Below are 21,418 nucleotides of genomic sequence, written 5' to 3'. Positions count from 1 at the left end.
GAGACGCGATTACTCGCGTCTCTACAACTCCTAACTCCTAACTCCTAACTCCTAACTTAGCACTCAGCACTCAGCACTCAGCACTCAGCACTCAGCACTATCTATCCTATTCCCAAACGTCCAGCCAAGCCGGGAGTTAAGGGTAGAAGTGTGGTAATCATCAAGAATAGAGCCAAAAGACCCAAAGCAGCTCTAGCATCATCGGGTTCAGTAATTTCATTCAAGCTGGGGCGTTCTTGATCTCGTTGCAAAAAGAAAATGACGATCGCCCAGTACATGGCAATCATATTACCAAGGGACACTAGCGCCAGTAAAATTAAAGTTGCGATCGTTGCCCGTCCTGCGGTTTTGCGTCCGTAAATCGCCTGAACAATCCGGCCACCATCTAGTTGTCCTGCGGGCATTAAGTTCAAAGCCGTGATAATTAACCCCAGCCAACCAATTATCACTAAAGGATGAACACTTACCAGGGATGACTGTAAAGCCGAACCAAGGACTACTCGTGCCAAACTTCCCACCAAAATTGACCCTTGGAAAAACTGATTGGGCAATTGAAATAAGCTACCTGGGTGGGAAAGCAGCAAGCCTGTCACTAGCATTAACAAAGAAACAATTCCACCTGCGGCTGGCCCTGCTAAGGCGATATCAAATAATACCTTGCGGTTGGGCAACAAAGATTCAAAGCGGGTAATTGCACCAAAAGAGCCAATTTGCACTGCGGGTAGAAAGAAAGGCCAGCTAAGGCGGATTTGGTGACGCCGCGCAAGTAACCAATGACCAATTTCGTGAGCGACTAAAATCGAAAATATTCCAGCGCCTATGGGCAAAGCTTCTTGAAACCGCGCTGGATTGCCAAAGAAATCAAAATTCAGCAGTAATCCCGCAGCTTCTAAACTTGTGGCAATGGTCGCTACCAACAGAATACCTGCAAAGACTTTTTGCGATAACTGAAGCGGACGGGGATCATTGCGGCTCGGCAGGACAATCACTACTGGTCTGCCATCTGTATTTTCCACTAAAAACAGGCGATATTGATCACCAAGGCGTTGCCGTAAACTTGCCGTTAGACGGTTGTGAGTCTCTTCTGGTTCTCCTCGCAAATTGCCTTTGAAAATGGCTCCATCTTGGTAGGCGATGGTTTCTGTGGCAAAAAACGTATCGATACCGAAAATACCTTTAATTGCATTCAAGTCATCTTCCGGTATTGGCGGAATCTCCGCTTTTTGTTCTGCTGCTGTTGGTTGTGGGGAATTTGCTTCAATTAAGGAAGCAGCAGCAAGCCTTTCTGTTGCGCGTTGCTTAAGGATGTCATCTTGCCCAGCTGCGCGTAACTGTCTGCCCAAGTAGATGTACAATCCAGCGGAAGTCACTATTAAGAACAATATACCCGCTATGTTGACGTAAATCCCTGCGGCAAACAATCCAAAAAATAGAAGCCAGGGAGTCATCAACACCACCGACTGTAACCAGGCTAAGATTCCCAGCTTACCAAAAGGTCTGGCGCGATAAAAGCCCCAGCCCAAAATGCCTAAAGCTAACAGTAGGATTGCTGCCAGGATAGAAGTTTCTGATAAAGTAAACATCTCCAAACCTTTGCTATTGAGACTAAGCCAGAACAAGTCCGGTATTGCAGATACACTTATTAATGTATAACGCCGCCTGTAATCTGCCCAAATTATCCGGCTTTTAGTGGGCGTAGCCAAACCCAGGCGAAGGGTAAAAAAGTTCGTAGTCAGGACTTTAGTCCTGGATTTTTAAGCACTGAAGTGCTTACTACGAACTCATCAAAACTTTTGGGACAGACCACTAGGTTTTAAGGGTAAGACACCATTTATATTTATAAAGTAAATCTTAAGTAGGGTTTCGGTAAAGCCTTAACCCACCAGCTTTTGAGCAACCTGAAAAGAGAGCGATCATTGCGATCGCTCTCTTGCCCAATAATTAATTTGCTCAAACTGTATTTGAGCGAAGTGGTCTACTAAGTCCAATAAAGAATTTCAGCATTTGGAAAGCGCCTACTAATCTCACTCTCAAAAAAGCAACGCAACGCCTTCATTATGTCCTTATCGTAAACGTACTTCGTCCCACCAAACTTATTACGCTTGACGCTGCGTTTTGCCTCATCCATCTCTAATTTTGATTGCGGATACCAAGTTTGTAAAACTTCTTTTGACCCAGGTGTGAATCGATGCGAGATTAACTCAAAAGTAAGGTTACAGTCAAAATCCAGTGCCTCGTTTATCTGGTCAAATAAATAACTATAGTGCATTTGCCAATCGTCTATCGGCATAATTGGTGCGATCACCAAACCTACTGGATAACCGCCACCGCCATGCTCTTGTGGTAACGCCAACCGTCGCAATGCATTAAGTCTGGATGCTACGGATGCTGTGCCACCTTCAAATTTGCCAGAAATCGGTGCAGCATTAACGCTCATTCGACAGCGAGTATGCCCATTGTGTGGTAGGTCGAGTAATCCATCCACAGCATCAAACTTCGATACCCAACGTAGATGTGCATTGGGACGAGTGCCAAAGTAACGGATACATTCAGCAAGACTTCCAGTTAAATGCTCAATACCCAATGGGTCTGTGTAACAGCTAACTTCATAACTCGTGGTTTCTCCCTGTTGCTCATAGTTAGCTAAGTTCTCTAATATCTGCGGTAAGTTAGCAAAAACGCGGATAACAGGTGGCCCCGACAAGCTACCAGCTAGGTAGCAATATTGACAATGAGCCGGACAACCTTCGGCAAGGTGAAACTGCCAATCCGCAGAAGGTGGAATAGGACTCAGTTTCAAAGAACTGGGTGGTGCAGTAACCACCGCTAAGGTACGCTTGGCGATATTGTAAGTATCCCGCTCAGACTCACCGCGCAGTCCCTTCAGGCGATTCTGTGATAATTCTTCTATTGGTAAGTTGAGTGACTGCACACGTGCAAGAATCTGCTGCCCCCAATCCTCATCTAGGGCAGCAGGTGTAAACAGTACCCGTTCAGGTATCCACAACCTTGGTGATCTTGTTTGTGTATCTGATCCTGAAACCTGGTCTGTAATTGTATTCAGCAATATCGTTCTCCGTTATGAAAGTTTGCTGACTTCTGCAATTAATTTTCAAGGACTTGCTTAAGTCGTCGCTCTAACAAATCAAGATCCAAAGTGCCTTCATCACGGCTAATTCGTCGCACAGTCGAATTAACATTACCTAGATTTACCAATAAATCTTGAAGAATTTCTTGCTGCTGACGGGCTTGAGTAACCTCGCGTGGTTCCTGTACTAAATCACGGACGATGGTATCTTCAGCGCGAGAGGCGATAATTGGATCGCTTTGCCCTTGAATGTGAACAAAGGTTCGTCGCCCTGGGCCTCGCTCCTCTTCTATTGGTATAACTGCTGTTACTTGGTCAGAACGCACATATTTGCCAAATCCCAAATGGACTAGCTCTGATGAGAGTATTTTCATATAATTGAAGCGTTATTTTTAAGTCTTACTTATATTGTAAAATCTATAGAAGTGACTTAAAGCCATAGACCATACGGGTTATACCCAATTGAAAGTAGTAGTTTCCTTTCCCAGCTATTGGGCTTGTTCTGGGGTGAGATTTGCTCTTATGCTCTAGCATTTTCATTTGCACTGCAAAACTACGCTGTACAGCTATTTGACTCAAAAAGAATTGGCTTTCTACGTATTGTCTACATAAGCTAAAGTTTGGGAACAGGCAATCGCACCTCATAAAGCGATCGCAATTTCAGGATATCTTGCCATTCGAGATCAGTGAATGGTTGGGTAACTAGTTCTATACCAAAGTACTGTTTTGCCGTCTCTGTCAGTGTATCCACAATTTTTGCAATCCAATCATCCTGTTCCTGTGTGTTGCAAAGTGAGGTATTCCACGGTGCTGGTTGTTCAAAGATTTCCTGAAATAAACCTTTGTCTGTAGACAAAATCATCGAGCCATGTTGAAGAATGGTATTTCTTCCTTTGCGTTGGGCACTACCAATGAATTTACTACCATCGGCAGTTACCAAGTCTGCGGCTGTTGCTGTATTGAAGCAACTGGGATTGTGAATGTAACCCCGTCCAGCAGAACCATAATTTAACTCAATACCCAAGGTTTGCCAGCCTTGGATCAAAAAGTTACAGATTTTTTCATAAGTACCCCAGCTTTTTCCAGTACTAGCTGAGGTAATCAGGGCGTAGCTTAAATCTCCTTGATGGAGAACAGCTCTACCTCCCGTTGGCCGACGAACTAGATCGAGTCCCTTTCCCTGGTAAATCAGATTATGCCACTCGGCAGGCCATTGTTTTTGCAGATGTCCCAAGGAGAGCGCATAAGGATACCAGGTATAAAAACGCAGGATAGGTTGGTGCTGTCCCTTTTCAAATTGCTTGAACAACCAAGCATCGATAGCCATTTGCACTGCTCCTGATGTCTGAAGCATCGGGATGAAACGCCAAGTGGATGGTGACTCGGTTGCTAGTTGTCTCATCTGTTTGAGACTATGGAAAGAAAATCAAATAATTGATGCGCCATTTCTAATTTAGAACAAGGTGCAATTTCTACCTGATTTCCTTGGCTATCTAAAAATATCGCTTGATTATTATCGCTACCAAAACCACTATCAGGTTGATCGATGGGGTTAGCAACGATCGCATCTAATTTTTTATTCTGTAATTTTTCTAATGCGGGCTTGACAATATCGCCAGTTTGTGCTGCAAAACCAATTAACATCTGATGCGGCTGCTTAAGTTGTGCTAATTGGGCGACTATATCGGGTACGGGTTCCAAAGGTAAAGCTTGGGGGAGCGATCGCTTGGGCAATTTTTCTGTACTATAATCTTTTGGCTTCACATCTGCGACGGCTGCTGACATCACAATGATATCAGCGTTGGGTAAACATTCCACCATGATGTGCTGCATTTGCTCTGCACTAATGACGGGAATCCCTTGTACTCCTAATGGTACATCCCAATTAGCTGGGCCATGTACCAAAGTAACGTTTGCGCCTCGGTGAAGTGCTGCTTGCGCTAAAGCTAATCCCATTTTACCTGTGGAAGGATTACCAATAAACCGCACTGGGTCAAGATACTCTCGCGTTCCCCCGGCGCTAATTAACACTCGTTTACCGACTAAATCTCGTTTACCTTGAGTGTGTAACAACGATTGGATGTGAGCGAATATTTCTGGAGGTTCTGCTAATCTACCAGCACCGATGCGATCGCACGCTAATAATCCTGATGCTGTATTCATCCCATGATATCGACTATCGATCAATAGCTGTCGCCAATTTCGCTGCACTGATAGCTGTTCCCACATATCGGTATTCATTGCGGGTGCTACCAGCACGGGACAAGTAGAAGCCAGCACGGTATTTGTGAGTAAATTATCCGCCATCCCGTAGGCTAACTTTGCTAATGTATTAGCCGTCAAAGGAGCAATTACCATGACATCTGCCCATTCACCCAATTCAATATGCAACGGACGAGAGTGAATTGGTTTCCAGAAATCATCATCGGTGTAGGCGGGATGACGGGATAGAGTGGCTATTGTCAGAGGCGTGATAAATTCTTGCGCCGAACGGGTGAGGATGACTCGAACCTCCACCCCAGTTTTAAACAGCGTCGAAACCAATTCACAAATTTTGTAGGCGGCGATACCGCCACCTACACCTATTAGAACCCTGTTAAATTTTGGATTAGTCATGGTAAAAAGTTAGGACTAAGTAGTTACGAATATTAATTTATAACTCCTAACTCCTGTACAGACGCGATTAATCGCGTCTCTCCTAACTCTCAACTACGCTTCATCGTAGGCTTCCAAGTCTAAGAGGTAGATATAGGGTTCAACTAACTCTGGACGCTGAAATGCGATCGCTCGCAATAGATGCCAATCATTTAAACCCTCAAAAGCATTACTATAATTGTCTAGCTCCAAACGTGTAGCCAGTTCTTCTACCTCTGCCGCAGTTATGGCAGCAATTTCTTTCCTGGAAATGCTTAGAGTTGTCATAATGTTTGCCCCTCCCTTATGCAGCACGCACTTTCAGCATGGGTTAAGTTGCGCTGAACGCAGCCACCCTATATATATTACTCATTAGAGGTGATTCATTTCGTGAGATTTTTAGCATTTATACCAGAATTTATAAAAAATTCGTAATTCTGACTAGCCAATTAGATTTACAACGAAATTTCGTAGCACCTCTAACGTTTGTGGATTTATTTCATGCCCCATGTCAAATTCGTGATATTCCACCGCCACTCCTAGAGACTGTACAGTTTCTCGTGCCTTCAAAGCAGCTTTTAGGGGTACAACTTCATCATATCTCCCGTGGCTGATTAAAATCGGTGGAATCCCACTTTTCGCTGCTGTTAGGGCATCAGGATGTAAATACCCACTCATGACAGCTAAACCTGCTAGGGGTAATTTTGATCCGACATCTAAAGTCATTGCCCCACCTTGAGAAAATCCACATAAAATGGTGCGTGATAAAGGTACGCCAGTGGTACTTTCTAAAGATTCCAAAAAATCTGTTAACAGTTGCCGACTTTCTACCAACCCTTCATACATATTTTCCACCCGCAGGTCATACCATGCCCTCCCTACAGGGGAATAGGGATAAGGATAAGGTGCATTGGGTAATACAAACTGGTAATCAGGTAAGTTGAGCAAGGGTAACAATGATGCTACATCTTCAGCATTAGCTCCCCAACCATGCAAAGTAACAATTAAACCTGCGGGGGGTTGAGAAGTGGCTCTAGGAACGGTAATAACTTGTAAAGACAGAGGTTTACTCCTAAACTTTTACTATTTTAATAAATCCTATCTCTTCAAGCAGACTTAGTATTTAGCTAATTTCCTGCCTGCCAAAGGAGGAGAATAGAAATGTAATTCTTCTTTATACTGCTGTTTCCAGAGAATACCACGTTCTTTTACAGGTTGCCGACGGCTCCCTTTAATTCCATCATAAAGATCATTATAAAAATAAAATTATTCCTATCTTTGGGATTGCAGCAAGGTAGTGATAAAGTATTTTTTACTACCTACTAATTGTTGTAAATTTAATTAATAGTCAATTTTTCCACTTGTAATTTTGAACTGTTTATGTCTAACCTGCCACCACTCAATACAGAAACGATTTGGGCAATTATTGAAGATAAATTTGATGATGCCACAGTTAATCAGTTGCTATGGCATTATTTAGGCTATCGCTATGACTCCTCAACTGCACAATGGGACGCTAGCCAAGTTGCACCAGAATGGCAGAATGATTACCCACAACCACCAGATTTTATGGAATCTCGCCCCGCAACAGTTAAGTTGACTCGTTCTATTCCTGCTGAAAATAAACAAATGTTAAAAGAAAAACTGGGCTTCAAAGGATATAAGATTGGTGAATTTGGACCTCGGCAAACTCGTAGAGCAACAGCGGCAAATTGGTTGTTAAGTTATCTGCAACAAACTAACGGCACAATTCAGTAATCTGATCAGCAGTCATTTGACAAAAAATATCCTATTTTTAACGACTATACCAATCCGATTTGATTGGGTGAAAAACTTTAAGTATATCTAGGGTTATTTCCATAGCCCAATACAGTTCAGATAAGACCAAAACACTTGTAGAGACGGCGATTTATCGCGTCTCGAAAACCCACAATTTTGTACAATTAGCCCTTAACCCAAGCGTATTTTTACGTAGCCCACCACCCGAAGTTTTTGGTGCGTAGGCTACGGTATAACACAAGTCAGTTGCCACAACGGATAGCGCAGCGTAAAGCCTTCTCTTCTCTTTCAGAGACGCTAACGCGAACGAGAGTCTTCGCTTAGAGCAAGTAATGGAGCGTCGATAACCTCTGCAAAGCACTGGCTCTCCTACGTGTATTTAAAAAATCGGCGTTGCATATTTGCGGGATGATTTTGCTAGTTTTGTAGGATGGGCATCTTGCCCGTCCCTTGTATTTCAAGGCGGGTGAGACGCCCACCCTACAAGAATCATCCCTTGATTCAGCAACGCCAAAAAATTAAATATGAGTCTTATATCTACTATATTAGAGTTTAATAAAAAACTATTGATTTAGTTGCTTAATTTTTGCAATTATATGTAATAGGTGTTTAAAAATATTAGTCTTATAGGCGCAATATACAATACAGTAAATCTGTATTGTAGTCAATCAATAAGTGTTAAAAACAGCCAAAAATCAAAAAACCATAGTTAACTTTTATAAAGTTTTTAACAATTATTCCTGAAGATAGAAGCACTGCTGAACTAATTATTTCTCTAGAGCGATTTGCAAATTCAATTGAGCATCAGAGAATACTCCTATCAACCCTTGATATTACAAACACTTCTATGGCAAAGCCAATTGAATTTAATTTATTTGCACCTTACAACAAAGGAGCCGCATTAATTGGTTCTTTTTCTGATTGGCAAGAAATTCCAATGGAAAAAGGTGATGATGGTTATTTTCGTACAAGTGTTGAACTAGAAGATGGCGATTATAAATATAAATTTCGCGTTCAATCAAATTCATGGTTTTTTGAACCGGAACAATGGGTTGAGGTTACAGACCCTTATGCAACAGATATAGATGAACTGAGTGGAAAAGATGATGGTGTTATCCACATCAAAGATGGGCAAAGGATTACTGATACATACGTTTGGCAACATGATGATAAGCCTTTACCTGCTGACCACGAATTGGTAATTTATGAATTGCATGTTGGTGACTTTTCTGGTGGCGAGGATGACCCTTATGCACGAGGTAAGTACAAACATGTCATTGAAAAGTTAGATTATTTGTGTGAACTGGGAATCAACGCTATTGAGTTGATGCCGCTTAAAGAATATCCTGGTGATTATAGCTGGGGTTATAATCCACGTCATTTCTTTGCAACAGAATCAAGTTATGGTTCTACTGCTGGGTTGAAAAAATTGATTGATGAGTGTCATGCCAGAGGCATTCGTGTAATTCTTGACGGTATTTATAACCACTCAGAAGCATCTGCTCCTTTAACACAAATTGACCACGATTATTGGTATCATCACGAACCTCGTGACCCTGATAACAACTGGGGGCCTGAGTTTAATTATGAACATTATGACGAAAAATTAGATATTAAGCCAGCCTGGAAATTTACTGGTGAGGCAATCCGTTTCTGGATTGAGGAATATCATCTTGATGGTATTCGCTATGATGCAGCACGGCAAATTGCTAATTACGACTTCATGCACTGGATTGTTCAAGAAGCCAAAAAAACTGCTGGTGCAAAACCTTTTTATAATGTTGCTGAACACATTCCTGAAACTACCAGCATTACTAATGTAGATGGGCCAATGGATGGTTGCTGGCATGACAGTTTTTATCACTGCATTCTAGAACATATCTGCGGTGATACATTTGATTTAGAGCGTCTCAAAGATGTTATTGACTGCAAGCGCCAAGGCTTCTTGGGTGCCACCAATGTAGTAAATTACCTCACCAACCACGACCACCACCACATTATGGTAGAACTGGGGAACCGTGAGATTTTTAACGAAGAAGCCTTTAGGCGGGCTAAATTAGGAGTAGCCATCCTCATGACTGCTGTTGGCGTACCTTTGATTTGGATGGGAGAAGAATTTGGCGAGTACAAACCTAAACAACCTGAATCATCAAAAATTGATTGGACACTGTTAGGTAATGATCTCAATCGTAGTTTATTTGAATCATACAAAGGTCTAACCAACCTGCGTAAAAGTAATCATGCACTTTACACAGAAAATATTGATTTTATCCACGAAAATGCAGATGCAAAAGTATTAGCTTATACTCGTTGGAATGATGAAGGTTCTCGTGTAGTCGTAATAGCAAATTTCTCAGAAAACTTCCTTGCTGGCTATCATGTTCCTAACTTTCCTAGTGCTGGTACATGGCATGAGTGGACAGGCAATTATGATGTCGAAGCTGGTGATGATGGCATCATAACTGACTTGGGGCCATACGAAGCTAAAGTATTTGTATGGCAGTAAAAATATACACTACAACTCAATCAGTAGTCCAATAGCAAATAAAAAGGGGAAAATATTTCCCCTTTTTCATTTATTATCTTAATCATCTACAGTCTAATTAGAAATTTGTCAAGCACAAAACAGGCTATTTTAAAAGATCATGGGTTTGTGTTACAATTCTGAATTGAAGTGCGTACATAAAATTGCCAAATCATCCCATGCACAACACATTATTTAATAGTAATATCGACAACGCGAACATTGAGAACGATCGCATTTTATTAACTCCTAATGAAGTCAAATCAAAATTACCTTTAACAAAATTAGCAGAACAAAGAGTTTTAGCATATAGACAAGAAATAGAACATATCCTAGATTTTCAGGATCGCAGAAAATTTATAGTAGTTGGCCCATGCTCAATCCATGATCCAAAAGCAGCGCTCGAATATTCTGAGAGGTTGAAAATATTGGCCGAGCGAGTCCAGGATAAGCTGCTACTAATTATGAGAGTTTACTTTGAAAAACCAAGAACAACCGTAGGCTGGAAAGGGTTAATTAACGATCCAGATATGGATGATTCTTTCCATGTAGAGAATGGCTTATTAATTGCACGGGAGCTATTATTAAAAATTACAGAACTGGGATTACCTGCTGGCACAGAAGCACTAGATCCGATCATCCCTCAATACATTAGTGAACTGATTACATGGTCAGCCATTGGAGCACGCACCACTGAATCACAAACTCACCGCGAAATGGCAAGTGGACTTTCAATGCCTGTGGGTTTTAAAAACGGTACTGATGGCAATATTCAAGTAGCTTTGAACGCTCTCCAATCAGCCGGAAACCCGCATAATTTTCTGGGAATTAATCAAAACGGACAGGTGAGTGTATTTCAAACTAAAGGTAATGGTTATGGTCACGTAATTTTAAGAGGTGGTAGTCAACCTAACTTTGATGTAGCAAATGTAAAAGTGGTAGAAGAGAAATTAAAACAGGCAAATTTACCACCGAGAATTGTTATTGACTGTAGCCACGGTAATACCAATAAAGATTACAAATTACAAGGTGCTGTCTTAGAAAATATTATTCAGCAAATAGTGGATGGCAATACATCAATAGTTGGCATGATGCTGGAATCGCATTTATATGAAGGTAGTCAACCAATTACTGGTAAGGAAGAATTAAAATACGGTATTTCTGTAACTGATAAATGTATTGGCTGGGAAGAAACCGAAAAAATTATTTTGGCTGCTCACAAAAAACTTAAATAAACACTAAGTGATATTTTGCCCCGGAAGATACTCTCTGCTTGTGGCGACCCCTTAAAAAAGCAGGGCTATTTTATCCACAAGGGCAAAAAGTTTGTCAATCTGGAGTTTAGAGGTTGTTTGAAAAGTCTAAATTATTACTTGCCTCTGTGACTAGAAGTCGCGGCTACACATACAAAACCCGCCTACGCGGGTTATAAAACAATACGGTTCATTTAAGGGCTAATTGTACAAAATTGTGGGTTTTTGAGACACGATAAATCGCCGTCTCTACAAGTGTTTTGGTCTTATCTGAACTGTATTGGGTTATCAAACTCGATTTTCTGCTAGTCCACGCAGGTGGACTTAGCTTGTGTAGTAGCGAATTATATTCGCTCAAAACTTTTCAAACATCCTCTTAGACTAAAGGTAGGCGATCGCTAACAAAAAAATGTACGTCTAGTTATGATACATTCAATCCAAAGGAGAATCCCTATAGCTTAAGGAGTTACGCGATCGCACTTCCTTATGTAAATGCATTTTACCACTACAGGCAATATCTATTACTGTTACTTACAACTTGTGAGTTAAATCACACTAGCAATCTAAGCACTGAAATAAAATTATATTTATGCATAAAATATTACGGACAAAATGATGGAGTTACTTGAACTAATTTTGGTGCTAGCTACAGTAGTTGGTATTGCAGACGGGAACACAATTTTGGTTAAAGATAATGCAGGACAAACAACCACAATAAAGCTAGCGTGTATTAATGCACCAGAGGCAAATGGTCAGCCATCTGGTTTAGCAGCAACACAAAAGCTAAAACAGCTACTACCACCTCAAACTCCTGTTGTAATTAGAAACACAGAACAACTCAAAAACGGTCACGCAGATGGTGAAGTGTTTGTGAATAATCGGTCAGTAAATCTCCTTTTGGTAGAGTCAGGTAATGCTATAGTTGACCGAGAATCTTTACAAAATTGCTACGAGAGCAAAACCAAATTTTTAATTGCAGAAGCTAATGCTCAAAATAAGCGCTTGGGATTATGGCAACAACCAAAAGTGCGATTGAAGTTTAATGCCAAGTAAGCACTTAATATTGCCAGTTATTATTAATTGCATTTACTTAATTTAGGGCAGCTTTAGAATTGCTGTACTTATTTCATTATTTCCATTTTTTATATTTATTTTTTGTCAAGAGTTGCGTTTTTAATATCACCAATCAATTCATCAATCCTTGATTGAGTAGTGTTCCAAGAACACATAAAACGTACTCCTCCTACACCAATAAATGTATAAAATTGCCAGTTCTTGGCTTTTAAGCTGTGAATGATTTGTTCAGGTAATTTAACAAATACGGCGTTGGCTTCTCTAGGAAACATTAAGTCAACGCCTTCTATGTTTAATAGTTGATTTTCTAAGTATTCAGCACATTGATTAGCATGTCTAGCATTTTTTAGCCAAGCACCAGTTTCCAATAAACCCAACCAGGGAGCGGAAATAAACCGCATTTTTGAAGCTAGCTGTCCTGCTTGCTTGCATCGATAGTCAAAATCCTCTGCTAATGCTTTGTTGAAGAAAAGAATCGCTTCACCCAATGCCATGCCATTCTTTGTACCACAAAAACACAATACATCGATTCCAGTTTTCCAGGTAATTTCAGCAGGGCTTTGATTCATGGCAGCAACTGCATTTGCAAAACGAGCGCCATCCATGTGAATCTTTAAGTTATACTTTTTCGCAACTTCTTTAATACTTAAAAGTTCTTCAATAGAATATAAAGTTCCTAATTCAGTTGATTGTGTAATACTAATAACTTTAGGTTTTGGATAATGAATATCAGCCCGCTTAGTGACAATTGCCTCTATCGACTCTGATGTTAATTTGCCATTTTTACCTTGAGCAAGTAACAGTTTAGAACCATTAGATGCAAATTCGGGTGCGCCACATTCATCTGTTTCTATGTGAGATGTCTCATGACAAATAACGCTGTGATATGACTGACAAAGAGCAGCTAAAGATAAAGAATTTGCTGCTGTACCGTTAAAGGTAAAAAATACTTCACAATCAATTTCAAATAGTTCCCGAAAATAATCTGTGGCTTTTTGAGTCCATTCATCATTTCCATAAGCTGGAACACTACCATAATTTGCCCTAATCATATATTCCAGTGCTTCAGGACAAATACCAGAAGAATTATCACTTGCAAATTGTTCTAATTGGCTACTCATCATTTTTACTTTGATTTTTTAACAGTAATTATTACAATACTAGTAAATATTTTTGGACTTTGCCAACTCCAAGATTGACAGACAAGCCTATTAAACTCTCCAATCATCTATTGAAGAAGAATTCAGAAGTCAGAATTCAGGAGTCATATATAAAAAGTTGAAAATCTGAATATTTTGATTTTCACAAATTAAATTTTATTTTTATATCTGGCATAAACCTATTAATTAGCTTTTTGTTGTCGAGCTTTTCTCTTAGTAGTTATAATACAAGTAAGTACATTTGTACTAATAAACAGTTTTGCTGATGTCTACAGAAAATTAGAGTCTTAGTTTACCCTCACTGAGACGTTTAATTACTGCGGTGTCTTTGTCAGCCTTGCGTTGAGAGTATTTTGAGACGTTAAACATCGCAAATGACTAAATATTATGCTAAAAAAATAAAGTTTGCTAATCAGAATGCTAATCATATACTTATGATGTAGTATACAATGCCCTACCAATAACTATGACATCACTATTGGGCATATTTGTCCTTTGTTAGTTCTCAGTAGTCATTTGTTTATTTTCTACTGACTAATGACCAATGACCAATGACTAATAACTAATGACTGAACCATTGATTGAACTGAAAGGTGTTTCTAAGTCCTTTGGTAGCCATAAAGTTCTAGATAATGTAGACTTGACCATTTACCGGGGAGAAGCACTGGGGATTATTGGCCCATCGGGGACTGGTAAATCAACTATCTTACGAGTAATGGCGGGGTTACTTACTCCCGATGAAGGAGAAATTTATGTGCAAGGAGTGCGGCGAGACGGTTTGATTGAGGATGGTGGCCAGCAGGTTGGCATTGGTATGGTGTTTCAACAGGCGGCGCTATTTGATTCGTTGACAGTGGAAGAGAATGTAGGATTTTTACTTTATCAAAATTCAAAGCTGCCGCGATCGCGCATCCGAGATTTGGTAAAAGAAAAATTGGAGATGGTAGGTTTACCGGCAATAGGCCACCTCTACCCCGCCGAACTTTCCGGGGGAATGCGAAAACGGGTGAGTTTTGCCCGTGCAATTATGTCTAACCCCGATAGTCCCAGCGAAGGCGCAGAAGTTCTACTATATGATGAACCAACAGCTGGACTTGATCCCATTGCCTCAACAGTAATCGAAGATTTAATCCGCCATTTGCAATGTTTACATGGAGTTTGTAGTACTTATGCTGTTGTTACCCACCAAGACAGCACTATCCGCCGTACAGCTGATAGACTTATATTTCTCTATGAAGGTAGAGTGCAGTGGGAGGGTACAGTTAGTGAAATATACAACACAGAAAATCCCTTGATCAGACAATTTATTAGTGGAAGCGTTCAAGGCCCGATTAAAGTCGCCGGCTAGAAACTCAAAAGTGAGGAGTTAAGAATGAGGAATGAGGAGTTAAATTCAACTCCTCACTACTAACTTTTAACTCCTAATTGGTTGTTGGTTGTTGGTGGAGGTAAAAAAATGCGAGGTCTTATGACAAGCCGCTTCGCGTCTGGGCGAACATTTAGAGAAGGTTCTGTGGGGTTATTACTCTTGCTAGGACTAGGGGTATTTGGATTACTTTTTCTGTGGTTAAATAGGTATACTGCTGCTGGTCGTTCATACAAAATTATTGTAGAATTTGCCAACGCTGGCGGAATGCAAAAGGGAGCAGCAGTTCGCTACCGTGGCGTTAAGGTAGGAACTATTTCCCAGGTTAGACCAGGGCCAAATGCCATCGATGTAGAGATTGAAATTGCCCAAACTGACCTAATTATCCCCCGGAATGTAGTAGTGGAAGCTAATCAAAGCGGGTTAATTAGCGAAAGTATTATCGATATCACACCAAGAACAACCTTACCTTCTGGGGTCGTGACTGCTAAACCCCTAGATAAAAGTTGTGATACCAGTCTCATAGTCTGTAATGGCTCTCGGTTAAAAGGTCAGGTTGGTATCAGTGTTGATGCACTCATTCGCAGTTCAACTGAGCTAGCTGCTGTATACAATGACCCAAAATTTTATAGAAATATTAATAGGGTTCTAGAAAGTACCACAGGTGCAGCATCCAGTTTTACTGAGCTAAGTCAGGATTTACAAGGTTTAACCAAAAGTTTACAACAACAACTTACTACCTTTTCCGCCACGGCTAATTCAGTGCAACGGGCGACAAACCAACTTAATACATCCGCGAATCAAACAGTAAATAAATTTGGTGCAACTGCAACTCAAGCAAACCGTTTGCTGAACAACTTGGATAATCTGTTGACAACAAATCGTTCGGCGCTGGTTGGTGCTTTGAACAATATCACCGAAACTAGCAACCAACTGCGTGTTACAGTCAGTACCTTATCACCATCTGTGAATCGATTGACTCAAGGTGAATTACTCAACAATTTAGAAACTCTTTCAGCAAATGCAGCGCAAGCCTCAGCTAATTTACGCGATGCTTCTCAAACTTTAAATGATCCAAAGAATGCGGTGCTGCTGCAACAAACCTTAGATTCAGCACGAGTAACCTTTGAAAATACCCAAAAGATTACATCTGATTTAGATGAATTGACAGGTGATCCTAATTTCCGAAACAATCTGCGGCAATTGGTAAATGGTTTAAGTGGTTTAGTCTCTTCTACACAACAGATGCAGCAGCAAGTGCAAGTTGCTACTACTCTAGATTCTGTAAAAGCTGCTGTGAGCAAACCAAAGAATCTAATTTCTACCCCAGCACCAACCCAACAGGCGACGTTTAATGACAAGTCCTTACCCGTTTACGTGATTAATCCCTCACCGGCTAATTTTGGAAATATCGACACCAACCTTGAAGCAAACCTTAATCCATCTATCCCTAACTCATCCCAAGAAAACCTTTTGAAGCAGCTGCGGGAGTATGGCAAGCAACGGGAGCAACTGGAGACAGGGGAAGAGGCAATACAAGTTGACAATTTTAAGTAAAATATTTTGCAGATTTAGCTAGCAGGGTGGAATACCAATTACTTAAGCTGGATTTAGATCCCCGACTTCTTCAAGAAGTTGGGGATCTGGGCGGCAACTTTTGTAACAAAATCTCCAGAATTAGCGATCGCCATTCCAGTTGAGAGTAGATATAAATCAATTAAAAATTAAAAAACTTCTGCCCCCTGCCCTATTCCCCATTCCCCATTCCCCATTCCCCATTCCCCATTCCCCATTCCCCATCATTAATTCCAATCCTGTTCATCCTTCTTACCGCGACTTTTGTAAATTCCCCCCAAATCGTGAATTTGACGAGTTTTCTCAAAAAGCTCGGCTTCGCTCAAACCCCACTGCTGCAAGACTTTATCTAGGTCTTTTTGGATGTCTCTCGCCCCTGGAAACCCTTGATAACGCATTCGCAGTCTAGCCAATTCTGCTAAGTTATAGTCTGTCGCCTCTTGAGCGAGTAAAATATCAATAAGGGGGCGATCGCGGTTATAAAGTGGATGTTGTTGATCTTTACCTGCCTTTGCTTCAGTCATTGTCAGTCCTGAGTTTAGAGTGCTAAGTCCTGAGTTTTAAGTTTAGCTGACAGTGAAAAACAGGACAGACAAAAGAAAATTGTCAAATACCGAAAACTTAACTGTCAACTTTGTAACTCTTGACTTCCTACATACTCCACTCAGCACTCACTACTAAGTACTCAGCACTCCTAGTAGACGGCAAGTACACCTGATGTCTTACGGCTCTCAACACTGCCACTTAACTTTAAATAAAGTTACATTAGTCCTTAAGAAAATACAAAAAACTTTAGATGAGGGTGAATTTATCTCACCCAAAGTCCAAGCAGCGAGGGAGCAAGAACCCATTATGTTTGAACACTTCACTTCCGAAGCCATTAGAGTAATTATGTTAGCTCAGGAGGAAGCACGTCGCCTGGGACACAATTTCGTAGGAACTGAACAAATTCTCCTGGGTTTGATGGGAGAAGGAACTGGGGTTGCTGCTAAAGTGCTGGCTGAATTAGGCGTTACCCTCAAAGACGCACGTCGCGAGGTAGAAAAAATTATTGGTAGGGGTTCTGGCTTTGTACCACCAGAAATTCCTTTTACTCCTAAGGTGAAAAGCCTCTTCGAGCAATCGTTTAAAGAAGCTCATAGTCTAGGACAGAATTACATTAACACTGAACACTTACTCTTAGGATTAACCGAGGCTGGTGAAGGTGTCGCCGCCAAAGTACTGCAAAATCTAGGGGTTGACTTCAAGGCTGTCCGCAGTGCCATAGTTCGCCGTTTGGGTGAAAATGCACCGGCTTTCGCTGGTAGTGGTAGTCAAAAGCGCACTCAACCGCTAACTATGGAAGAATTTGGCAGAAATTTGACCAAATTAGCCCAAGAAGGCAGACTCGACCCTGTAGTTGGCCGCGAGAAAGAAATTGAGCGGGCAATCCAAATTCTCGGTCGCCGGACTAAGAATAACCCAGTGTTGATTGGAGAACCAGGAGTTGGTAAAACTGCGATCGCAGAAGGTCTAGCTCAACGGATTGTCAACCAGGATGTTCCCGAAACCTTACAGGACAAGCAAGTTATCAGCCTCGATATGGGGTCATTGGTAGCTGGAACTCGTTTCCGTGGCGATTTTGAAGAACGCATCAAAAAAGTCGTGGAAGAAGTCCGCACTGTGGGCAATATCATCTTGGTGATTGACGAAATTCACACCTTGGTCGGCGCTGGTGGTACAGAAGGTGGCTTGGATGCAGCCAACATCCTTAAACCTGCCTTAGCACGAGGTGAACTCCAGTGCATCGGCGCAACTACCCTTGATGAGTATCGGAAGCACATCGAGCGCGATGCCGCCCTAGAGCGTCGTTTCCAACCGATTAAGGTTGGGGAACCCTCAGTAGAGGAAACCGTACAAATTCTTTACGGCTTGCGCGGTGCTTATGAACAACACCACAAAGTCACGATTTTGGATGCGGCACTTGTGGCAGCAGCAGAATTATCAGATCGCTATATTAGCGATCGCTTTTTGCCAGATAAGGCAATAGACTTGATTGATGAAGCTGGTTCTCGCGTTCGTCTGCGGAACTCTCAAAGTTCTCCTAACAAAGAACTCAAGCGTGAACTCGCTGGCGTTACCAAAGAAAAAGAAGCAGCAGTCAGAGTCCAAGATTTTGACAAAGCTATACAACTGCGCGACCAAGAATTAAAACTTGCAGAACAATTGCAAGCAACCTTCACACCAACCGAGCAACCTGTCAACTCGACTGTAGTTGACGAAGAAGACATCGCCCAAATCGTTGCCTCTTGGACTGGCGTACCAGTCAACAAACTCACTGAATCTGAGTCAGAGTTGCTCCTGCACCTAGAAGACACTCTGCATCAGCGGCTTATCGGTCAAGAGCAAGCAGTCTCGGCTGTATCTCGCGGTATCCGTCGCGCCCGTGTCGGACTGAAAAATCCCAATCGTCCCATTGCTAGCTTTATCTTCTCTGGCCCGACTGGAGTCGGTAAAACAGAATTGGCGAAGGCACTAGCTTCCTACTTCTTTGGTGCGGAAGACTCGATGATTCGGCTAGATATGTCGGAATACATGGAAAGCCACACCGTCGCCAAGTTAATTGGTTCGCCTCCTGGCTATGTCGGATACGACGAAGGCGGACAACTTACAGAAGCCGTGCGGCGGAAACCCTACTCAGTGTTGCTATTCGACGAAATCGAAAAAGCACACCCCGATGTATTCAATATGCTGCTGCAACTCTTGGATGACGGCCACCTTACCGATGCCAAAGGTCGGAAAGTTGACTTCAAGAACACGCTGATCATTTTGACTTCCAACATCGGTTCCAAGGTGATTGAAAAAGGTGGTAGTGGTTTAGGCTTTGACTTTGATACTCAAGCCGACGCTAGTTATAACCGCATCCGCACCTTGGTAAATGAGGAATTGAAAGCTTACTTCCGTCCAGAGTTCCTTAACCGTCTCGATGAGATTATCGTCTTCACCCAGCTTTCTAGGGATGAAGTGAAGCAAATTGCTGAAATTATGCTTCGTGAAGTTTCTAAGCGCTTGACAGAAAAGGGAATTATCTTAGAAGTTAGCGATCGCTTCAAAGAGCTTGTAGTACAAGAAGGCTACAACCCTAGTTATGGTGCTAGGCCATTACGTCGGGCAATTATGCGCCTTTTAGAAGATTCTCTCGCTGAAGCAATGCTGTCAGGTGAAATTACAGATGGAGACACAGCGCTTGTCGATGTTGATGATGACTCTAAGGTGAGAGTGCAAAAATTAGAAAAACGAGAATTACTCTTAGCAAATGTTGGCTAATTTTATACCCGATCACTTTTTGTTGTAATATTTGAGAAATACTCTAGCCTCTCATCTAAGTAGAGGCACAAGCAGGGGCATCTCCGACAAACATAAAGTGAAATGGTATTATATCTTTCACCCCTGGTAGAAATACCGGGGGCTTTTTTATCGAACAGAATTCAGGAGTCAGGAGTCATTCTGAATTCTGACCGAAAAAGCGGATAGCGTAGCGTTAGCTAGTCTTGCCTACGGCACGCCAAGGGTGAACGAGCGTCTTGATTCTGAATTCTGAATTCTGCATTCTTCTTCAAGTAATTTTTTTGGATACAACAACACACGGGGACAATACAGTTAGTTCTCAGAGGTTGTTTTAAAAGTATTTTGCTGTGACTTTAGGCACTTATAGATCCCCCCTAACCCCCCTTGAAAAGGGGGGAACCTGAATCAAATTCCCCCTTTTTAAGGGGGATTTAGGGGGATCTAGAATGTTTTGATGACTAAAAAGAGGACTTTTCAAACATCCTCTCAAGACTCCTGCATTAACGTGCTATAAATTTGACCACTTATATACTGTCCGCCTAATTAGCTTAATAAAGTAATCTTTAGCCCTTATTTTAATCTCAAAAAATAAAATAATAGACTATTTAAACTTGCAATTGACCACTAATTTACGAAATCTTTGTTTCTTTTCAAGATGTTAAAAAAATATTTGTCGTTAAAACAAGATAGAAGTAAAAGATTCAAACCATTGGTGAATAGGCTTTTAGCGTCGTTTACCTAATCTTTATTATACTTATGTTTATTCGTACCCTCCTATTTATTTCGTGATAACTAGCTGTTTAAGTGTCTTATCTGTCCTTGCATTTTCACCATAAATTTGAGAATATATTGAAGTTAAGCAAAATCCATCAACATCTATTGAGTAATAACGTCACCACTTACCAAAGTTGACATAGAGAAAACCTAAACGTAGATTTTTTGTTATTAAGTAAAAATTTTAACTAATAAAAAGCCATGTGGTTTTTTGGGAAACAATTTTTACCATCTTGTCACCCTCTGTATGGATTGTCATTTTACTTAATAGCTAAACACGCATTTAGTTTCGTCGATTTCGGCAAGATTTATGTGACTATTTTACTCTTCAAAAAGAAAAAATGTGTTTAAAAACTAGTATAAAATGCTGCAAAAAAGTTACTAAATAGTTCTGTTCTCTGTCTTTAGACATAACTTTATATACCTATATTGACAGAAATAACTTACTATATAAATATATGTAACATGGATGAAAATTTGATTGTGCTTACTAATCCATTGTCATAAATATCATCAGATGTAGTCAGAAGTTTTTACAGATTAAGAAGTTTTTGAAACTTCGGAGTGAAAATTCTGGTACTTGGAGAAAAGTCAGCAGCTTTTCTTGCTTGCATAAGAGTGTTCGTGCAGCTATTAATGCAAAAGATCATTATTGTCTGATAGTGATTTTATTAAAAGCCCTACAGTTCTCATTATCAATCTCGGCTATCGGCTAGTGTTCAGTGTGTATATCGATCTCGGCTATCGGCTATCGGCTAGTGTTCAGTGGTGTATCGATTTATAAGCTAACTGGAAAAACGTAATCATGTAAATTCGGATTTTGAAATGAATCAGGCTAATCAAATAACTGTGCGGTCATGATTT

Annotated in this window: 16 protein-coding genes; 7 read left to right on the top strand and 9 right to left on the bottom strand. The window is 41.0% G+C overall.

Going from position 1 to position 21,418, the window contains the following annotated elements; genetic code table 11:
• Positions 1-101: 101 nt before the first annotated feature.
• The 7 genes from HUN01_RS06185 to HUN01_RS06155 all read right to left on the bottom strand — a co-directional run bounded on the left by HUN01_RS06185 (position 102) and on the right by HUN01_RS06155 (position 6,769).
• A complete protein-coding gene (locus tag HUN01_RS06185; protein WP_181930531.1) occupies positions 102-1,583 on the bottom strand; it encodes a site-2 protease family protein in 1,482 nt (493 codons plus the stop codon).
• Between the two features lie 395 nt (positions 1,584-1,978).
• Complete coding sequence (locus HUN01_RS06180) at positions 1,979-3,001, bottom strand: spore photoproduct lyase family protein (protein WP_203219547.1); 1,023 nt, start codon at positions 2,999-3,001, stop codon at positions 1,979-1,981.
• 104 nt (positions 3,002-3,105) lie between these two features.
• Complete coding sequence (locus tag HUN01_RS06175) at positions 3,106-3,462, bottom strand: hypothetical protein (RefSeq protein ID WP_181930530.1); 357 nt, start codon at positions 3,460-3,462, stop codon at positions 3,106-3,108.
• 239 nt (positions 3,463-3,701) lie between these two features.
• On the bottom strand, positions 3,702-4,490 hold the full coding sequence (locus HUN01_RS06170; protein ID WP_203219523.1) for a lipoate--protein ligase family protein: 789 nt from the start codon (positions 4,488-4,490) through the stop codon (positions 3,702-3,704).
• The gene (coaBC, locus tag HUN01_RS06165; RefSeq protein ID WP_181930529.1) at positions 4,487-5,704 is read right to left on the bottom strand and encodes a bifunctional phosphopantothenoylcysteine decarboxylase/phosphopantothenate--cysteine ligase CoaBC; all 1,218 of its coding nucleotides are present in this window, start codon (positions 5,702-5,704) and stop codon (positions 4,487-4,489) included. Before coaBC ends, HUN01_RS06170 begins: the two co-directional genes overlap by 4 nt.
• A gap of 93 nt (positions 5,705-5,797) precedes the next feature.
• Positions 5,798-6,010: a protein IsiD gene (gene isiD, locus HUN01_RS06160; protein WP_181930528.1), complete on the bottom strand. Its 213-nt coding sequence runs from the start codon at positions 6,008-6,010 to the stop codon at positions 5,798-5,800.
• A 153-nt stretch (positions 6,011-6,163) separates the two neighbouring features.
• Positions 6,164-6,769: an alpha/beta hydrolase gene (locus tag HUN01_RS06155; protein ID WP_420832808.1), complete on the bottom strand. Its 606-nt coding sequence runs from the start codon at positions 6,767-6,769 to the stop codon at positions 6,164-6,166.
• 333 nt (positions 6,770-7,102) lie between these two features.
• Between HUN01_RS06155 and HUN01_RS06150 the strand changes: the two genes are divergently transcribed.
• The 4 genes from HUN01_RS06150 to HUN01_RS06135 all read left to right on the top strand — a co-directional run bounded on the left by HUN01_RS06150 (position 7,103) and on the right by HUN01_RS06135 (position 12,331).
• A complete protein-coding gene (locus HUN01_RS06150; protein WP_181930527.1) occupies positions 7,103-7,480 on the top strand; it encodes a DUF1823 family protein in 378 nt (125 codons plus the stop codon).
• An 868-nt stretch (positions 7,481-8,348) separates the two neighbouring features.
• Positions 8,349-10,007, top strand: a complete 1,659-nt coding sequence (locus HUN01_RS06145) for an alpha-amylase family glycosyl hydrolase (protein ID WP_181930526.1) — start codon at positions 8,349-8,351, stop codon at positions 10,005-10,007.
• A 197-nt stretch (positions 10,008-10,204) separates the two neighbouring features.
• The gene (locus HUN01_RS06140; protein WP_181930525.1) at positions 10,205-11,260 is read left to right on the top strand and encodes a 3-deoxy-7-phosphoheptulonate synthase; all 1,056 of its coding nucleotides are present in this window, start codon (positions 10,205-10,207) and stop codon (positions 11,258-11,260) included.
• 630 nt (positions 11,261-11,890) lie between these two features.
• Positions 11,891-12,331 (top strand): thermonuclease family protein, encoded by a 441-nt coding sequence (locus tag HUN01_RS06135; protein ID WP_238846019.1) that lies wholly within the window; start codon positions 11,891-11,893, stop codon positions 12,329-12,331.
• Positions 12,332-12,426: 95 nt separating this feature from the next.
• On the opposite strand, the gene HUN01_RS06130 is transcribed toward HUN01_RS06135, so the two are convergent.
• Positions 12,427-13,473 (bottom strand): threonine aldolase family protein, encoded by a 1,047-nt coding sequence (locus HUN01_RS06130; RefSeq protein ID WP_181932581.1) that lies wholly within the window; start codon positions 13,471-13,473, stop codon positions 12,427-12,429.
• 604 nt (positions 13,474-14,077) lie between these two features.
• Between HUN01_RS06130 and HUN01_RS06125 the strand changes: the two genes are divergently transcribed.
• Entirely contained in the window at positions 14,078-14,860 is a 783-nt protein-coding gene (locus tag HUN01_RS06125; protein WP_181930524.1) for an ABC transporter ATP-binding protein, read from the top strand.
• 108 nt (positions 14,861-14,968) lie between these two features.
• Positions 14,969-16,435 (top strand): MlaD family protein, encoded by a 1,467-nt coding sequence (locus HUN01_RS06120; protein WP_181930523.1) that lies wholly within the window; start codon positions 14,969-14,971, stop codon positions 16,433-16,435.
• Positions 16,436-16,680: 245 nt separating this feature from the next.
• On the opposite strand, the gene HUN01_RS06115 is transcribed toward HUN01_RS06120, so the two are convergent.
• Positions 16,681-16,977, bottom strand: a complete 297-nt coding sequence (locus tag HUN01_RS06115) for a DUF3288 family protein (protein ID WP_181930522.1) — start codon at positions 16,975-16,977, stop codon at positions 16,681-16,683.
• A 328-nt stretch (positions 16,978-17,305) separates the two neighbouring features.
• On the opposite strand from HUN01_RS06115, the gene HUN01_RS06110 reads away from it, so the two are divergent.
• Positions 17,306-19,759 (top strand): ATP-dependent Clp protease ATP-binding subunit, encoded by a 2,454-nt coding sequence (locus HUN01_RS06110; RefSeq protein ID WP_181932580.1) that lies wholly within the window; start codon positions 17,306-17,308, stop codon positions 19,757-19,759.
• Positions 19,760-21,418: the final 1,659 nt, after the last annotated feature.

Source organism: Nostoc edaphicum CCNP1411 (assembly GCF_014023275.1).
Lineage (GTDB): Bacteria > Cyanobacteriota > Cyanobacteriia > Cyanobacteriales > Nostocaceae > Nostoc > Nostoc edaphicum_A.
The sequence above is the reverse complement of the archived record's forward strand: the minus strand, read 5'-3'. Positions and strand labels throughout refer to the sequence as shown.